We start from the raw sequence: 14,470 nt of genomic DNA, 5'->3' as shown, positions 1-14,470 counted from the left end.
CGGTGGCGTCCGCGGGTGGTGGTGGCCCCTGCGCGGGGTGCTGCTTGTCCGGATGGCCCCCGTCCGGATGAGGCGTGTCCGGGCGGTGCGGGCCCTCGGCCCGGCTCCGCTCCGGGCCCGCCGCCGGGGGCTGCGCGGCCGCCCGTTCGCCGTGCCCGGCGCCCATCGCCAGCGTCGTCCCGCCCACCTGCTGCTCCCCTCGTCGCGCTTGCGCCGCCCATTTCTCGCATTACGCGACAACTGGAGCAAGCGCGACGAGTCGCCCCCGGGCGCGCACCGGCGCGCGTAAGCGCCGGTGGGAGCCCTACGGCGTACAACTGGGCCGTCCCGAAAACCACTCGAAACGGTGAGCGTGACAACAACCCTGATGGGTTAGGGGAGTTGGCCGAGAGGGAGCGCCAACCGGCCGGTTGGCGCTCCCTCTCGGCCCGGGGCCGCTTCTCGCTCTCCGGGACTACTTCCCGGTTTCTCGCCCTCCGGGACTACTCCTCGGCCCTCGCCCTCCGGGACTACTTCTCGGTCTCGGTGGCGAGCTTGTCGAGCACGGCGTCGTAGATCCGCGCGAGGCCCTTGGGGGCGAAGGTCTTCTCGAAGAAGCCGCCGATGCCGCCCGCGCCGTTCCACACGCTGGTGACGACCACGCGCGAGGAGCCCTCGCCCGCCGGGGTCACGCGCCAGGTGGTGACCATGGACGAGTTGCGGTCCTTCTCGACGAGTTCGCCGTCGGTGGGCTCGCTCACCTCGAGCAGACAGTCGCGGATCCGCTTGCTGGTGGCCTGGAGCTTCCAGTGGACGAGGGTGCCCTCGCCGTCGCCGCCCTCGCGCACCTCGTACTCGCTGAAGTGCTCCGACAGGATCTTCGCGCGCGTGCCGCTGTAGTCGGCCAGCGCATCGAAGACGTCCTCCGGCTGCGCCGCGATGATCCGCTCCGTGGTCGCCTCGACCTGCGCCATTGCACTTCCTCCAGCAGTTGGGTGTCTCAGGGGTGGGACGGTCAGCCAACCACCCCGCGCACCGGCGCCCCAAATCGGGTCCGGGCCACGTTCGCACGATCAAGGGAACATGTGTTCTATTCTGTGGTGAGTGTTGTTGTCCGTGCTGGTCACTGCTGGTCAGTGCTACGGAGGAGGCGCCATGCGCTGGGAGAACCTGTCCGACGGGCCGCGAGGGAGCGCCGGGGACGCCGCCCTGTTCGGCGCCGACGCCGTGACCACCCGGACCTTCGACACCCCCGAGTTCCGCGGGATCACCTTCCACGAGGTGCGGGCGAAGTCGATCGTGAACCGGGTGCCGGGGGCGTCGCGCATGCCCTTCGAGTGGACGGTCAACCCCTACCGGGGCTGCACGCACGCGTGTGTGTACTGCTTCGCCCGCAAGACGCACTCCTATCTGGACCTGGACACGGGCCTGGACTTCGACAGCCAGATCGTGGTGAAGATCAACGCGCCCGAGCTGCTCCGCCACCACCTCGCCTCGGCGCGTTGGGGCGGCGAGCACATCGCGATGGGCACCAACGTCGACTGCTACCAGCGCGCGGAGGGCCGGTACGCGCTGATGCCGGGCATCATCGCGGCGCTGCGCGACCGCGCCAACCCGTTCTCGATCCTCACCAAGGGCACGCTGATCCTGCGTGATCTCGACCTGCTGCGACAGGCCGCCGCCGTCACCGACGTCGGCATATCGATGTCCGTGGGCTTCCTGGACGAGCAGTTGTGGCGCACGGTCGAGCCGGGCACCCCGGCCCCCGGGCGACGCCTGGAGGTCGTGCGCACCTTGAGCGGGCACGGCATCGAGTGCGGCGTCCTGATGGCCCCGGTGATCCCGTTCCTCGGCGACCACCCGGACCAGCTGCGCGCCACGGTACGGGCGATCGCGGCGGCCGGGGCGACGTCGGTGACCCCGCTGACGCTGCACCTGCGGCCCGGCGCGCGCGAGTGGTTCATGGCCTGGCTCACGCACCACCACCCGCATCTGGTGCGGCGGTACGAGCGCCTGTACGCGGACGGCGCGTACGCCCCGAAGTGGTACCAGCGCCGCATCACCCGCCAGGTGCACGACCTGGCACGGGAGTTCGGCATCGGCCCGTCCCGCGCGGGCGCCGCACGCCGCATCCCCGAGCCCCGGGGGACGGCACCCGCACCGGGTGCCACCCAGCTCACGCTGCTCTGATCCGGGCTGGGCCATCGGCGGGCTTCGTCATGCTCCTTTCAGGTAATTAGCCCTCAGAACGGCCGCTTCCGGGCGGGGATTCCGGGACGATGCCGCGGGGGTCGTGGGCCTCGCGGCCCCGAACCCTCCGCTCTGGGAGGCTCGATGAGAGCAACCGCCGTCTCACTGTGCGGCGCCGCCGCGCTGGTGACCGGTCTCGTCGCGGCGGTGCCGTCCGCCGCGGGCACCGATGCGAAGTCCGCACCGCGCACCGCGCACCACCTCGCCTGGAAGAAGTGCGCGACCAAGGACTACCCGAAGCTCCAGTGCGCGTCCCTGAAGGTCCCGCTGGACCACGACCACCCGCACGGCGAGCAGATCACGCTCGCCCTGTCCCGGATCGCGCACACCGCGAAGCGGTACCAGGGCCCGCTCCTGGTGAACCCGGGCGGCCCCGGCGGCAGCGGCCTGTCCATGGCCGGGTACGTCGCCAAGAAGCTCCCTTCGAAGGTCGCCGCCGGCTACGACGTCATCGGCTTCGACCCGCGCGGCGTCGGCCGCAGCAAGCCCGCCCTCACCTGCCGCCCCGGCCACTTCAAGCCCGTACGGCCCGCCACGGTGCCGGACACCGCCGCCCTGGAGCGGGCCAACCTCAACCGCGCGCGGGCCTTCGCGAAGGCGTGCGCCGCCAAGTACGCGGACGTCCTGCCGTTCATCGACACGGTGAGCGCGGTCAAGGACATGGACGCGATCCGCGCGGCGGTCGGCGCCGACCGGATCAACTACTTCGGGTACTCGTACGGCACCTACCTGGGCGCCGTGTACGCGAAGCTGTTCCCCGGCCGGGTGCGTCGCATGGCCCTGGACTCCGTGGTCGACCCGCACAACGTCTGGTACGAGGCGAACCTCACCCAGGACCACGCCTTCGACAGCCGCCACAAGGCCTTCATGGCCTGGGTCGCCAAGCACCACAAGCAGTACCGGCTCGGCAAGGACCCGGCCAGGATCGAGGCCGAGTGGTACGCGATGCGTGCCGCCCTCGCCAAGAAGCCGGCGGGCAAGAAGGTCGGCGCCGCCGAGCTGGAGGACACCTTCATGCCGGGCGCCTACTTCAACGGCTACTGGCCGTTCCTGGCGGAGGCGTTCTCCTCGTACGCGCGCACCAAGGACACCGACCTCCTGGTCGAGGCGTACGAGAACTTCGGCGCCGTGGACGCGGCGGGCGACAACAGCTACTCGGTGTACACCTCGGTGGGCTGCCGGGACGCGGCCTGGCCGCGCGACTGGGAGCAGTGGCGCCGGGACAACTGGCGGACGCACGCGAAGGCGCCGTTCATGACCTGGAACAACGCCTGGTACAACGCCCCGTGCGCGTTCTGGCCGGTGCGGTCGCTGCACCACCCCGACGTCACCAACACCTCGGTGGCGCCGGTGCTGCTCTTCCAGGCCACCGACGACGCGGCCACGCCGTACGAGGGCGCGATCACGATGCACCGCAAGCTGCGCGGATCGAGCCTGGTGGTGGAGCAGGGCGGTGGCAACCACGGCATCACGCTGAGCGGGAACGCCTGCCTGGACCGGCACCTGGCGGCGTACCTGACGAACGGCAAGGTGCCGCACAGCGGCGGTGAGGTCGACGCGGTGTGCAAGCCGCTGCCGGAACCCGAGCCGAAGGCCGCGGCCCGCGCGGGTTCGGCGGGCAGTGGCGCGGAACTCCACCGGATGCTGGGCTTCCGCGGCTGACGCGTGGGCTCCGGCGCCTGGTCGAACCCGGGCGCCGGGCATCCGTCGGGGGCGTTGTCGGACCCGTGGTCCACCATGGTCACCATGAGCCGACTGACACACCTTCACGCCCCCGACGGGGTCGCGCCCGCGACCGCGTACACCCACGTGGTGACCGGCACGGGCCGCCTCGTCGCCGTCTCCGGTCAACTCGCCCTGGACGAGCGGGGCGAGCTGGTCGGCGCGGGGGACGCGGCGGCGCAGGCCCGCCAGGTCTTCGAGAATCTGCGGCGCTGTCTGGCGGCCGCGGGCGCGGACTTCGACGACGTGATCAAGCTGACGTACTTCGTCACCGACGTGGCGCACATGCCCGCGGTCCGGGCCGCCCGCGACGCCTACCTCGACCCGGCCCGCCTGCCCGCCGCGTCGGCGGTGCAGGTGGCGGCGCTGATGGGACCCGAGTTCCTGATGGAGATCGAGGCGCTGGCGGTGGTTCCGGAGGAGGCCGCGACGGGCGCCTAGCGCTCCGGGCACCTGGCGGCTCCGGGCCCGCCCCGGACGCCTAGGGCGTTTCTGATGGCTCTTGGTCGGCCGCCAGGGAGATCGTCGGCGCAACGGGAGCTGCCCCGCGAGGTGCTGCTCGCCCCGGCGCCCACACCCGTGACAGCCATCTGACGGTTTCAAGAGCCGTCAGAAACGCCCTAGCGGTTCCCGGGCCCGGCGCCCAGCAGCAACAGCGCGCTCTCCCCCGCCAGTTCCTCCGCGTGCGCGGGCAGCTCCTGGCCGCGGCGCAGCTGGCGGCGGACGATGGTCAGCGGCATGTCGATCACGGCGAGCGCGACCCGGTCCGCGGCGGGCCCCGCCTCGGCGCCCAGCGCCGCGCACAGCCCGGCCACGGCCTCGCCCACCCGCCGGTGCCCCGCCGCCGCCCGCCCGGCACTCGCCGCGGGCCAGTCGGCCTCGGCGAAGTCGGCGGCGCCGTACAGGAGCAGGGCGGCTTCCCTCGGATGCGTCCGGCTCCACGCGACCACATGGACGGCCGCCGCCCGGGCCGCCGCGCGCGGATCTCCCCCGCCGGACCCCAGCGCCGCGAACCACCCCTCCTGGAAGCCCTCGACGGTCCGCAGCCACACCTCCGCGAGCAGCGCCGGACGCCCCGGGAACCGGTGGTACACCGACCCGCTGGGCGCGCCGACCGCCTTGGCCACGGCCGCCATGGTGACCGCGGACGGGCCCGCCGCCGCGGCCAGTTCGACGGCGGCGTCCAGAAAGCGGCTCACGTCGTACCGGGGTGGTCTCGCCATGTATTGGAGAGTACCCTCCAATTAAAGAGAGAGGCCCCTCTAAAACGCCCTTGGAGCCACCATGGCCGTCCTCAACGTCCACGAACGCCTCCTGCCCGTCGAGCCGGGCGCGGTCGGCGGTCTCATCGACGCCCTCGCCACCCCGGACGACCCGCTGTGGCCCACCGCCGACTGGCCGCCCATGAAGCTGGACCGGGGGCTCGCGCCCGGGTCGCGCGGCGGCCACGGGCCGGTCCGGTACACCGTGGCGGCGTACGCGCCGCAGCAGTGGGTGCGGTTCGCCTTCACCGGGCCGCGCGGCTTCGACGGGTTCCACGAGTTCACGGTCCACCCGCTGGACGACGGCAGCGGGCAGACGGTCCTGCGCCACACCCTGACGATGCGCGCCCGCGGCCCGGCGCGGCTGACCTGGCCACTGGCGTTCCGCGCCTTCCACGACGCCTGCCTGGAGGACAGCCTCGACCGCGCGGAGCGTGCCCTGACCGGCACGGTCCGGCGCCCCGCACGCTGGAGTCCCTACGTGCGCCTCCTGCGCCGCCTCACCCCCGACCGCCCCTCATGACGACCCCTGGGCCCGCACCGACACCCGGGCCAGGGCCGCCGCCGCGGCCGCCGCGAGGCGCGGGTGGCCGCAGGCGGCCGTGAGCACCGGTATGGCCCGCGCGTCCCCGAGCGCCCCGAGCCCCTCGACGCACGCCAGCGCGACCTTGCCGTAGGGGTCGTTGGGGGTCAGGCGGCGCTGCAGCGTGACGATCAGGGCGGGGGCCGACTCCGGGGCCCGCAGCTCCGTCAGGAGCCGCACGGGATGCAGGGCGTAGGCGACCCGCAGCTCGTTGGTGGCGAGCGCCGCCGCCGCGCGTGCCGTGCGCCGGTCGCCGAGTCGCGCGAGGGCGTACGCGGCGGCGGCGCAGCGCGGCGGATCCCGGTGGTTGAGCAGCAGCACCAGCGCCTCGAAGGCCCGCCGGTCCCCCAGTACCCCCAGCTTGACCGCTGCCAACTCCCGCGCCCACAGGGGCTGTCCGGCCGCGAGCAGCACCCCCGCGAGCTCGTCCGCGGCATGGGCGGCCAGCAGTCTCTCGTACGCGTCCAGCGCTCCCGACGCCGCCGCCTCGCGTCGTAAGCGATCCGTCACCGTCCGCAACTCCGCATCCATGCGCCGAGCCTAGTCGCGACGGACGTCACAGACACCGGGGGCTGGCGCGCTCGTTACTCACGGGTTAATCTCATGTGAGCGGGGCACACTCCTCGCGCAGCATTCTTTGCTCTTCGCACTTCGACTCTGGACGGCCTGGTGACGCAGCCGTCTCGAGTGTTGTCGGTTCGGTACGCATGTACCGCAGGACGGCGTGGCCACGGGACAGGGCCTGCCGGTTCTCCCTTCGCGCAACCTCCGCACGCCGTACGCCACTTCACGCCCGCTCGCGTGGCCCGTGTCCGGTGCGCCCCCGCCACGCGCCGTGCGCGTGCGCCCCTCAGTCGTCACTCACTTCCTGGAGTCCACGCATGGACACTCCCTTCAGCACGGTCGCCGTCGTCGGTCTCGGCACGATGGGCACCGGCATCGCCGAAGTCCTCGCCCACGCGGGCCGCGAGGTCATCGGCATCGACGTCAGCGAACAGGCCACGGCCCACGCCGTCGCCGCCCTGGAGGCCTCCACCGCGCGTGCCGTGCGCCGCGAACGGCTCACCGAGAGCGAGCGCGAGGACATCCTCGCCCGCTTCCGCGCCGGCACCGACCTGCGGGCGGCGGCCGAGGCCGACCTGGTCATCGAGGTCGCCCCCGAGTCGTACGAGATCAAGCAGCAGATCTTCCGTGAGCTCGACGGCATCGTGCGCCCCGACACGGTCCTGGCCACCGGCACGAACGCGCTGTCCGTGACGCGTCTCGCCGCCGAATCCGCGCACCCGGAGCGGGTGTTGGGCCTGCACTTCTTCAACCCGGCGCCCGCCATGAAGCTCGTCGAGGTCGTCTCGTCGGTGCTCACCGCGCCGGCCGCCGTGGCCGCGGTGACCGACCTCGCCGCCGCGCTCGGCAAGGAGCCCGTCGCCGTCGGCGACCGCCCCGGCTTCGTCGCCGACGGGCTGCTCTTCGGCTACCTCAACCAGGCGGCGGCGATGTACGAGGCCAAGTACGCGAGCCGCGAGGACATCGACGCGGCGATGCGGCTCGGCTGCGGCCTGCCCATGGGACCGCTCGCGCTGCTCGACCTGATCGGCGTCGACACCGCCCGCACCGTCCTCGACGCCATGTACACCGAGTCGCAGGACCGGCTGCACGCGCCCGCCCCGATCCTCAAGCAGCTCAGCGAGGCGGGCCTGACGGGTCGCAAGTCGGGCCGAGGCTTCTACACGTACGCCGAGTCCGGCAGCGACGAGGTCGTGCGGGACGCGGCGACGCCGCTGGAGGGCACCCGGCAGGCGCGGGGGCGTGAGGTCCGCTCCGTCGGCGTGGCCGGTTCCGGCACCATGGCGTCCGGGATCGCGGAGGTCTTCGCGAAGGCCGGGTACGACGTGGTGCTCGCCGCCCGCAGCGCGGAGAAGGCCGTCGCGGCCAAGGCCCGGGTCGCCAAGTCGCTCTCGCGCTCCGTCGACAAGGGGCGGCTCACCGCGGAGGCCGCGGCGAAGACCCTCGACCGGATCACGCCCAGCGGGTCCTACGAGTCGTTCGCCGACGTCGACCTCGCCCTGGAGGCGGTCGCGGAGGATCTGGAGATCAAGCGGCAGCTCTTCGCGACCCTCGACAAGGTCTGCAAGCCCGGCGCCGTCCTCGCCACCACCACGTCCTCGCTGCCCGTCGTGGCCTGCGCCCGCGCCACCTCCCGGCCCGGCGACGTGATCGGCCTGCACTTCTTCAATCCGGCGCCCGCCATGAAGCTCGTCGAGGTCGTGCGCACCGTCCTGACCGAGGACGACGTGCACGCCACCGCCCGCGAGGTGTGCGCCTCGATCAAGAAGCACCCGGTGGACTGCGGGGACCGGGCCGGGTTCATCGTGAACGCGCTCCTGTTCCCGTACCTCAACAACGCGATCAAGATGGTCCAGGAGCACTACGCGTCCCTCGACGACATCGACGCCGCCATGAAGCTGGGCGGCGGCTACCCGATGGGGCCCTTCGAGCTCCTCGACGTCGTCGGCCTGGACGTCTCGCTGGCCATCGAGAAGGTGCTGCACCGCGAGTTCCGCGAGCCCGGCCTCGCACCCGCGCCGCTCCTGGAACACCTGGTGGCTGCGGGCTGCCTCGGCCGCAAGACGGGCCGCGGCTTCCGCGAATATGCCCGGCGCTGACCGGCGCGCGGACCCCGGGCCCAGAGCACACGAGGCGGTGCGCGCCGAGCGCGCGGACTGGGGCGGGCTGCTCGAACCGTCGGGCAGCCCCCTCCCGCAGGCGCACTCAGCTGCGCACATGCAGTACGTTCGGGGCATGCCCAAGGCCGCCAAGTCCTCACGTACGACAGCTACGCCCGACGCTCCGGAGAGCGCCGCGGGCAGCCGCGCCGCCGCACAACGGCTCAAGATGCGCCGCGAGCTGGCGGCCGCCGCCATGGAACTCTTCGCGTCCAAGGGCTACGAGGCGACCACGGTCGACGAGATCGCGGCGCAGGCCGGGGTGGCCCGCCGGACTTTCTTCCGGCACTTCCGGTCCAAGGAAGAGGCGATCTTCCCCGACCACGACGACACCCTGATCCGGGCGGAGGCCGTGCTCAACGCGGCGCCCGCGCACGAGCACCCGCTCGACACGGTGTGCCGGGGCATCAAGGAAGTCATGAAGATGTACGCGGCCTCGCCCGCCGTGTCCGTGGAGCGGTACCGCCTCACGCGCGAGGTGCCCACGCTGCGCGAGCGGGAGATCGCCTCCGTGGCGCGCTACGAACGTCTCTTCACCCGCTACCTCCTCGGTCACTTCGACGAGCACGCGCACCACCACGGCAACGACGACCCGCTCCTCGCGGAGGTCGCCGCGTCCGCCGTCGTCACCGCCCACAACCACGTCCTGCGGCGCTGGCTCCGGGCCGGGGGCCAGGGGGACGTGGAGGGGCAGCTCGACCACGCCTTCGGGATCGTCCGCCGCACCTTCGGCACCGGGATCCCCGCCGGGCGGGACACGACGCCCTCCGGGGCCTCGGCCACCGTCTCCGACGGCGGGGAGGTCCTCGTCACGGTGGCCCGCACGGACGCACCCCTCGACGAGGTCATGCGCACCATCGAAAAGGCACTGCGCACCCGCGCCTGACCGTCGGCCGCTCCCCCGCCGATCGGCGCTGCCCGCCTCGCCCTCACACACCGGGCGGGCTCTCTCCCACCCGCCCACCCTCCCTCCGGCCCTCCGGGGCGAGCAACAGCCCGGCACCCTCAGCCCCCGAAACACCTCGCCCCACATCCCCCTTCAGCCTGCCCCAGCAGGTTTCAGCCCGTTCGGCATTGCGGACGAGCGCGCCCCACGATCGGCGCGGGCTGCCGCACCCGCACGGGACGTCAAGCGGCGGCTGGGGTTCAGGGGGCGCGGCGCCCCTGGTTTCGGGAAAGGGGTGGGGCTGGGGCGCCCCGCGACGGACAGCCCACCCGCACACGCCCTCTGACCTGCAATGATCGATCATCGCTCAGATGAACCCGCCCGGTGACAACTGAGAGAAATTGTTGGCACTGAGTGTCTTGCCGACTGGCACGCGGTGTCATACGTTGATGTTGTCCGAGCGGCCGACGGGTGGAGAACTTCCCCCCTGACGCTGTCCCCGCAAGCCATTGGCGAGCGCGCCCGGACGCCTGCGTCACAGGCACCCCGCGCCCCACCACGGCGCCGCCACCGCACCACCTCCGCCGAACCGACGGCACCACCCCGCTTTCCAGCACCACCCCGACGTACCCCTCAGAGCGCCACCCCCCGGTGGCGCCCTTCGCCGGAGGCAACCCATGCAGGAAATCCTGGACGCGATCCAATCGCCGGACACCTCGGCCGCCGACTTCGCCGCGCTGCCGCTGCCCGAGTCGTACCGCGCCGTGACCGTGCACAAGGACGAGACGGAACTGTTCGCCGGGCTCGCCACCCGCGACAAGGACCCGCGCAAGTCGCTGCACCTGGACGAGGTGCCGGTGCCGGAACTCGGCCCGGGCGAGGCCCTGGTGGCCGTGATGGCCTCGTCCGTGAACTACAACTCCGTGTGGACGTCGATCTTCGAGCCGCTGTCGACGTTCGGATTCCTCGAGCGCTACGGCAAGTTGAGCGACCTCACCAAGCGCCACGACCTGCCGTACCACATCATCGGCTCCGACCTCGCGGGCGTCGTCCTGCGTACCGGCCCCGGCGTGAACGCCTGGCACCCGGGCGACGAGGTCGTCGCGCACTGCCTGTCGGTGGAGCTGGAGTCCTCGGACGGCCACAACGACACGATGCTCGACCCGGAGCAGCGCATCTGGGGCTTCGAGACCAACTTCGGCGGCCTCGCGGAGATCGCCCTGGTGAAGTCCAACCAGCTCATGCCGAAGCCGGACCACCTGAGCTGGGAGGAGGCGGCGGCGCCGGGCCTGGTGAACTCCACCGCGTACCGCCAGCTCGTCTCGCGCAACGGCGCCGGCATGAAGCAGGGCGACAACGTGCTCATCTGGGGCGCGAGCGGTGGACTCGGCTCGTACGCCACGCAGTTCGCGCTGGCCGGTGGCGCCAACCCGATCTGTGTGGTGAGCAGCCCGCAGAAGGCGGAGATCTGCCGCGCGATGGGCGCCGAGGCGATCATCGACCGCAACGCCGAGGGTTACCGGTTCTGGAAGGACGAGCGCACCCAGGACCCCAAGGAGTGGAAGCGCTTCGGCAAGCGCATCCGCGAGTTCACCGGCGGCGAGGACATCGACATCGTCTTCGAGCACCCCGGCCGCGAGACCTTCGGCGCCAGCGTCTACGTCACCCGCAAGGGCGGCACCATCACCACCTGCGCCTCCACCTCGGGCTACATGCACGAGTACGACAACCGCTACCTGTGGATGTCCCTGAAGCGCATCATCGGCTCGCACTTCGCCAACTACCGCGAGGCCTGGGAGGCCAACCGGCTCATCGCCAAGGGCAGGATCCACCCGACGCTCTCCAAGGTGTACTCCCTGGCGGACACCGGGCAGGCCGCCTACGACGTGCACCGCAACCTCCACCAGGGCAAGGTCGGCGTGCTCGCGCTGGCGCCCGAGGAGGGGCTCGGCGTGCGCGACGCGGAGAAGCGGGCCCTGCACCTCGACGCCATCAACCGCTTCCGCAACATCTGAGGGGCGAGGGCTCATTCATGACTGAGCGTCAGAAGGACCGGCCGTGGCTGATGCGCACCTACGCCGGCCACTCCACGGCGGAGGCGTCGAACGAGCTGTACCGGCGCAACCTCGCCAAGGGCCAGACGGGCCTGTCGGTCGCCTTCGACCTGCCGACGCAGACCGGCTACGACCCGGACCACATCCTCGCGCGCGGGGAGGTGGGCCGGGTCGGCGTCCCGGTGTCCCATCTCGGTGACATGCGGCGGCTGTTCCAGGACATCCCCCTGGAGCAGATGAACACCTCCATGACGATCAACGCGACGGCCATGTGGCTGCTCGCGCTGTACCAGGTCGTCGCCGAGGAGCAGGGCGCGGACATCACCCAGCTCCAGGGGACGACGCAGAACGACATCGTCAAGGAGTACCTGTCGCGCGGGACGCACGTCTTCCCGCCGGGGCCGAGCCTGCGGCTGACCACCGACATGATCACGTACACGGTGGCCAACATCCCGAAGTGGAACCCGATCAACATCTGCAGCTACCACCTGCAGGAAGCCGGGGCCACGCCGGTGCAGGAGGTCGCGTACGCGATGAGCACGGCGATCGCCGTGCTCGACGCGGTGCGTGCCTCCGGACAGGTGCCGGAGGAGAAGTTCGGCGATGTCGTCGCGCGGATCTCGTTCTTCGTGAACGCCGGGGTGCGGTTCATCGAGGAGATGTGCAAGATGCGGGCCTTCGGGCGCATCTGGGACCGGGTCGCGCGCGAGCGGTACGGCATCACCGACGCCAAGCAGCGGCGCTTCCGCTACGGCGTGCAGGTCAACTCGCTCGGCCTGACCGAGGCGCAGCCGGAGAACAACGTCCAGCGCATCGTCCTGGAGATGCTCGCCGTCACGCTGTCGAAGGACGCCCGCGCGCGTGCCGTGCAGCTGCCCGCCTGGAACGAGGCGCTCGGCCTGCCGCGCCCCTGGGACCAGCAGTGGTCGCTGCGCATCCAGCAGGTCCTCGCGCACGAGAGCGACCTCCTGGAGTACGAGGACATCTTCGCGGGCTCGCACGTGATCGAGGCCAAGGTGGACGCCCTGGTCGAGGAGTCCCTGGCGGAGATGGACCGCATCGAGCAGATGGGCGGCGCGATGGCCGCCGTCGAGTCGGGCTATCTGAAGTCGCAGCTGGTGTCCTCGCACGCCGAGCGCCGGGCCCGGATCGAGGCGGGCGAGGACAAGATCATCGGCGTGAACGTCTTCGAGACGACGGAGCCGAACCCGCTCACCGCCGACCTGGACACCGCGATCATGACGGTCGACCCGGCGGTCGAGGCGCGCGTCGTGGCCGCCATCGGCGACTGGCGCACCACCCGGCAGGAGTCCTCCGACCGGCAGGGCCTGGGCGACCCCTTCCACTTCCCCACCGTCCACCAGGCGCTCGACCGGCTCAAGGAGGTCGCGGCCGGGACCGGCAACCTGATGGAGGCCACCCTGGAGTGCGCCCGCTCCGGCGTGACGACCGGCGAGTGGGCGGGCGCCCTGCGGGAGGTCTTCGGGGAGTTCCGGGCGCCGACGGGCGTGTCCGGGGCGCCGGTGGCCGTCACCGCGGAGGCGGGCACGCCGCTCGCCGTCGTCCGCGAGAAGGTCGAGAAGACGTCCGCCGACCTCGGCAGCGGCAAGCTCCGTTTCCTGGTCGGCAAGCCGGGCCTGGACGGGCACTCCAACGGCGCCGAGCAGATCGCGGTGCGCGCGCGTGACGCCGGGTTCGAGGTCGTCTACCAGGGCATCCGGCTCACCCCCGAGCAGATCGTGGACGCCGCGCTGGCGGAGGACGTGCACGCCGTGGGCCTGTCGATCCTGTCCGGCTCGCACGCACAGCTCGTGCCGGACGTCCTGACCCGGCTGCGGGCGGCGGGCGCGCACGACATTCCCGTGATCGCCGGGGGCATCATCCCCACCAGTGACGCCGAGGACCTGAAGGCGGCGGGTGTGGCCGCCGTGTTCACCCCCAAGGACTTCGGCATCACGGAGATCATCGGCCGTATCGTCGACGAGATCCGCAAAGCGAACCACCTCGACCCCCTGGAGGTCCCCGCATGACCCCGTCCCAGCCGCAGCCCGGCGCCGTGAACCGGCTCCGCCCGCGCCGCTCCTGCCTGGCCGTGCCGGGCTCGAACCCGCGCTTCCTGGAGAAGGCCCAGGGCCTGCCCGCCGACCAGGTGTTCCTGGACCTGGAGGACGCGTGCGCGCCGCTCGCCAAGCCGGAGGCGCGGCACACCATCGTCAAGTTCCTCAACGAGGGCGACTGGACGGGCAAGACCCGGGTCGTGCGCGTGAACGACTGGACGACCGAGTGGACGTACCGCGACGTCGTCACCGTCGTCGAGGGCGCGGGGCCGAACCTGGACTGCATCATGCTGCCGAAGGTCCAGGACGCGCAGCAGGTCGTGGCCCTGGATCTGCTGCTCACCCAGATCGAGAAGACGATGGGCTTCGAGGTCGGCAAGATCGGCATCGAGGCGCAGATCGAGAACGCCCAGGGCCTCAACAACGTCAACGAGATCGCGACGGCCTCCCAGCGCGTCGAGACGATCATCTTCGGCCCGGCCGACTTCATGGCGTCGATCAACATGAAGTCGCTGGTCGTGGGCGAGCAGCCGCCCGGCTACCCGGCGGACGCGTACCACTACATCCTGATGAAGATCCTGATGGCGGCCCGCGCCAACAACCTCCAGGCGATCGACGGCCCCTACCTGCAGATCCGCAACACCGACGGCTACCGCGAGGTCGCCCGGCGCGCCGCCGCGCTCGGCTTCGACGGCAAGTGGGTGCTGCACCCGGGCCAGGTCGAGGCGTCCAACGAGATCTTCTCGCCGTCCCAGGAGGACTACGACCACGCCGAGCTGATTCTGGACGCGTACGACTACTACACGTCCGAGGCGGGCGGCAAGAAGGGCTCCGCGATGCTCGGCGACGAGATGATCGACGAGGCCAGCCGCAAGATGGCGCTCGTCATCTCCGGCAAGGGCCGGGCCGCCGGCATGAAGCGCACCAGCACGTTCGAGGCCCCGGAGGCGTAGG

The 14,470-nt window shown here is 71.7% G+C and carries 12 protein-coding genes; 9 read left to right on the top strand and 3 right to left on the bottom strand.

The window, feature by feature from the left end; all coding sequences use genetic code 11:
- Positions 1 to 509: 509 nt before the first annotated feature.
- Positions 510 to 953, bottom strand: coding sequence for an SRPBCC family protein (locus IE274_RS12545; protein WP_190115735.1), 444 nt, complete (start codon positions 951 to 953; stop codon positions 510 to 512).
- 181 nt (positions 954 to 1,134) lie between these two features.
- Here IE274_RS12545 and IE274_RS12540 point away from each other — a divergent pair, with 181 nt between their 5' ends.
- The 3 genes from IE274_RS12540 to IE274_RS12530 all read left to right on the top strand — a co-directional run bounded on the left by IE274_RS12540 (position 1,135) and on the right by IE274_RS12530 (position 4,392).
- Complete coding sequence (locus tag IE274_RS12540; RefSeq protein ID WP_190115734.1) at positions 1,135 to 2,169, top strand: Rv2578c family radical SAM protein; 1,035 nt, start codon at positions 1,135 to 1,137, stop codon at positions 2,167 to 2,169.
- A 144-nt stretch (positions 2,170 to 2,313) separates the two neighbouring features.
- Positions 2,314 to 3,891, top strand: coding sequence for an alpha/beta hydrolase (locus IE274_RS12535; protein ID WP_190115733.1), 1,578 nt, complete (start codon positions 2,314 to 2,316; stop codon positions 3,889 to 3,891).
- 84 nt (positions 3,892 to 3,975) lie between these two features.
- Positions 3,976 to 4,392 carry a RidA family protein gene (locus tag IE274_RS12530; RefSeq protein WP_190115732.1) on the top strand — a complete coding sequence of 139 codons (417 nt, stop codon included), beginning with the start codon at positions 3,976 to 3,978 and terminating at the stop codon, positions 4,390 to 4,392.
- 179 nt (positions 4,393 to 4,571) lie between these two features.
- Here the strand turns inward: IE274_RS12530 and IE274_RS12525 are convergent, their stop codons facing one another.
- Positions 4,572 to 5,174, bottom strand: a complete 603-nt coding sequence (locus tag IE274_RS12525) for a TetR/AcrR family transcriptional regulator (RefSeq protein WP_190115731.1) — start codon at positions 5,172 to 5,174, stop codon at positions 4,572 to 4,574.
- A gap of 61 nt (positions 5,175 to 5,235) precedes the next feature.
- Between IE274_RS12525 and IE274_RS12520 the strand changes: the two genes are divergently transcribed.
- Positions 5,236 to 5,736, top strand: coding sequence for an SRPBCC family protein (locus tag IE274_RS12520; RefSeq protein WP_190115730.1), 501 nt, complete (start codon positions 5,236 to 5,238; stop codon positions 5,734 to 5,736).
- Here IE274_RS12520 and IE274_RS12515 read toward each other — a convergent pair.
- Positions 5,731 to 6,327 (bottom strand): HEAT repeat domain-containing protein, encoded by a 597-nt coding sequence (locus IE274_RS12515; RefSeq protein ID WP_190115729.1) that lies wholly within the window; start codon positions 6,325 to 6,327, stop codon positions 5,731 to 5,733. The genes IE274_RS12520 and IE274_RS12515 overlap by 6 nt on opposite strands.
- A 350-nt stretch (positions 6,328 to 6,677) precedes the next feature.
- On the opposite strand from IE274_RS12515, the gene IE274_RS12510 reads away from it, so the two are divergent.
- From IE274_RS12510 to IE274_RS12490, 5 genes are all read left to right on the top strand, one after another.
- Positions 6,678 to 8,459, top strand: a complete 1,782-nt coding sequence (locus IE274_RS12510) for a 3-hydroxyacyl-CoA dehydrogenase family protein (RefSeq protein WP_190115728.1) — start codon at positions 6,678 to 6,680, stop codon at positions 8,457 to 8,459.
- Between the two features lie 118 nt (positions 8,460 to 8,577).
- Positions 8,578 to 9,405, top strand: coding sequence for a TetR family transcriptional regulator (locus tag IE274_RS12505; RefSeq protein WP_190115727.1), 828 nt, complete (start codon positions 8,578 to 8,580; stop codon positions 9,403 to 9,405).
- Between the two features lie 677 nt (positions 9,406 to 10,082).
- Positions 10,083 to 11,420, top strand: coding sequence for a crotonyl-CoA carboxylase/reductase (gene ccrA / locus IE274_RS12500; RefSeq protein ID WP_190115726.1), 1,338 nt, complete (start codon positions 10,083 to 10,085; stop codon positions 11,418 to 11,420).
- Between the two features lie 17 nt (positions 11,421 to 11,437).
- Positions 11,438 to 13,489 carry an ethylmalonyl-CoA mutase gene (locus tag IE274_RS12495; protein ID WP_190115725.1) on the top strand — a complete coding sequence of 684 codons (2,052 nt, stop codon included), beginning with the start codon at positions 11,438 to 11,440 and terminating at the stop codon, positions 13,487 to 13,489.
- On the top strand, positions 13,486 to 14,469 hold the full coding sequence (locus IE274_RS12490) for an HpcH/HpaI aldolase/citrate lyase family protein (protein WP_190115724.1): 984 nt from the start codon (positions 13,486 to 13,488) through the stop codon (positions 14,467 to 14,469). The genes IE274_RS12495 and IE274_RS12490 overlap by 4 nt, the downstream gene beginning before the upstream one ends.
- Position 14,470: the final 1 nt, after the last annotated feature.

The sequence above is a fragment of the Streptomyces flavofungini genome (genome assembly GCF_014650815.1).
In the GTDB taxonomy this organism is placed as follows: Bacteria; Actinomycetota; Actinomycetes; order Streptomycetales; family Streptomycetaceae; genus Streptomyces; species Streptomyces flavofungini.
The sequence above is the reverse complement of the archived record's forward strand: the minus strand, read 5'-3'. Positions and strand labels throughout refer to the sequence as shown.

Coding starts and splice junctions, on each gene's coding strand:
- IE274_RS12515 (WP_190115729.1), bottom strand. CDS start 6,327: ATGGATGCGGAGTTGCGGACGGTGACGGATCGCTTACGACGCGAGGCG.
- IE274_RS12540 (WP_190115734.1), top strand. CDS start 1,135: ATGCGCTGGGAGAACCTGTCCGACGGGCCGCGAGGGAGCGCCGGGGAC.
- IE274_RS12530 (WP_190115732.1), top strand. CDS start 3,976: ATGAGCCGACTGACACACCTTCACGCCCCCGACGGGGTCGCGCCCGCG.
- IE274_RS12525 (WP_190115731.1), bottom strand. CDS start 5,174: ATGGCGAGACCACCCCGGTACGACGTGAGCCGCTTTCTGGACGCCGCC.
- IE274_RS12495 (WP_190115725.1), top strand. CDS start 11,438: ATGACTGAGCGTCAGAAGGACCGGCCGTGGCTGATGCGCACCTACGCC.
- IE274_RS12520 (WP_190115730.1), top strand. CDS start 5,236: ATGGCCGTCCTCAACGTCCACGAACGCCTCCTGCCCGTCGAGCCGGGC.
- IE274_RS12545 (WP_190115735.1), bottom strand. CDS start 953: ATGGCGCAGGTCGAGGCGACCACGGAGCGGATCATCGCGGCGCAGCCG.
- IE274_RS12535 (WP_190115733.1), top strand. CDS start 2,314: ATGAGAGCAACCGCCGTCTCACTGTGCGGCGCCGCCGCGCTGGTGACC.
- IE274_RS12505 (WP_190115727.1), top strand. CDS start 8,578: ATGCAGTACGTTCGGGGCATGCCCAAGGCCGCCAAGTCCTCACGTACG.
- IE274_RS12510 (WP_190115728.1), top strand. CDS start 6,678: ATGGACACTCCCTTCAGCACGGTCGCCGTCGTCGGTCTCGGCACGATG.
- ccrA (WP_190115726.1), top strand. CDS start 10,083: ATGCAGGAAATCCTGGACGCGATCCAATCGCCGGACACCTCGGCCGCC.
- IE274_RS12490 (WP_190115724.1), top strand. CDS start 13,486: ATGACCCCGTCCCAGCCGCAGCCCGGCGCCGTGAACCGGCTCCGCCCG.